General features: G+C 68.9%; 1 protein-coding gene. It reads right to left on the reverse strand.

Annotation, left to right across the window (positions count from 1 at the left end):
• Positions 1-1,755, reverse strand: a 1,755-nt coding sequence (kdpB, locus tag IE277_RS46575; protein ID WP_189960179.1) for a potassium-transporting ATPase subunit KdpB, incomplete at both ends; no start/stop codon positions are given.

A 1,755-nucleotide genomic window follows, 5' to 3' on the forward strand; every position in this document is an offset into this window, starting at 1 on the left:
ATGATCAGCGCGTTGAAGACGACGGCCGACAGGATCGCGGAGTTCGGCGAGGACAGCTGCATGATGTTCAGCTTGTCCAGGCCCGGGTAGACCGCCGCGAACAGCGCCGGGATGATCGCGAAGTACTTCGCGACGTCGTTGGCGATGGAGAACGTCGTCAGCGCACCGCGCGTGATCAGCAGCTGCTTGCCGATCTCGACGATCTCGATCAGCTTGGTCGGGTTGGAGTCGAGGTCGACCATGTTGCCGGCCTCCTTGGCGGCCGACGTACCGGTGTTCATCGCCACGCCGACGTCCGCCTGCGCGAGCGCCGGGGCGTCGTTGGTGCCGTCACCGGTCATCGCGACCAGCTTGCCGCCGGCCTGCTCCCGCTTGATGAGGGCCATCTTGTCCTCGGGGGTGGCCTCGGCGAGGAAGTCGTCGACGCCCGCCTCCTCGGCGATGGCCTTCGCGGTCAGCGGGTTGTCACCCGTGATCATGACCGTCTTGATGCCCATGCGGCGCAGCTCCACGAACCGCTCCCGCATGCCCTCCTTGACGACGTCCTTCAGGTAGATGACACCCAGCACACGGGCGCCCTTGTCGTCGTGGACGGCGACCAGCAGCGGGGTGCCTCCCGCCTCGGAGATGCGGTTCGCGATCGCGTCCGCGTCCTCGGCGACCGTGCCGCCCTGCTCCTCCACCCAGGCGATGACCGAGGCCGTGGCGCCCTTGCGGACTTTACGGCCGTCGACGTCCACACCCGACATACGGGTCTGGGCGGTGAACTCGATCCACTCGGCGCCGGCCAGCTCGCCCTGGTGGCGCTCGCGCAGCCCGTACTTCTCCTTCGCCAGGACGACGATCGAGCGGCCCTCGGGCGTCTCGTCCGCCAGCGAGGACAGCTGGGCCGCGTCCGCGACCTCCGCCTCGGTCGTACCGCGCACCGGGGCGAACTCGGCGGCCTGCCGGTTGCCGAGGGTGATCGTGCCGGTCTTGTCCAGCAGCAGCGTGGAGACGTCACCGGCGGCCTCGACCGCACGGCCGGACATCGCGAGGACATTGCGCTGGACCAGGCGGTCCATGCCCGCGATGCCGATCGCGGAGAGCAGGGCGCCGATGGTGGTCGGGATCAGGCAGACCAGCAGGGCCACCAGCACGATCATGGTCAGGTGCGTGCCCGCGTAGGTGGCGAACGGCGGCAGGGTGGCCACCGCGAGCAGGAAGACGATCGTCAGCGAGGCGAGCAGGATGTTCAGCGCGATCTCGTTGGGCGTCTTCTGCCGGGCGGCGCCCTCGACCAGGCTGATCATCCGGTCGATGAAGGTCTCGCCGGGCTTCGTCGTGATCTTGATGACGATCCGGTCGGAGAGGACCTTCGTACCGCCCGTGACCGCGCAGCGGTCGCCACCGGACTCACGGATGACCGGCGCGGACTCGCCGGTGATCGCCGACTCGTCCACCGAGGCGACACCCTCGACGACGTCACCGTCACCGGGAATGATGTCGCCGGCCTCGCAGACCACCAGGTCACCGATGGTCAGCGCGGTGCCGGGCACCTCCTCCTCGGACGTGCCGTCCGCGAGGAGCCGACGGGCGACCGAGTCGGTCTTGGCCTTGCGCAGGGTTTCGGCCTGCGCCTTGCCGCGGCCCTCCGCGACCGCCTCCGCCAGGTTGGCGAAGATCACGGTCAGCCACAGCCAGGCGCTGATGGTCCAGCCGAACCAGTCACTCGCGTGCTGGAAGGAGAAGACGGTGGTCAGGATCGAGCCGATC

Origin of the sequence: Streptomyces alanosinicus (genome assembly GCF_014650595.1) — a bacterium.
In the GTDB taxonomy this organism is placed as follows: Bacteria; Actinomycetota; Actinomycetes; order Streptomycetales; family Streptomycetaceae; genus Streptomyces; species Streptomyces alanosinicus.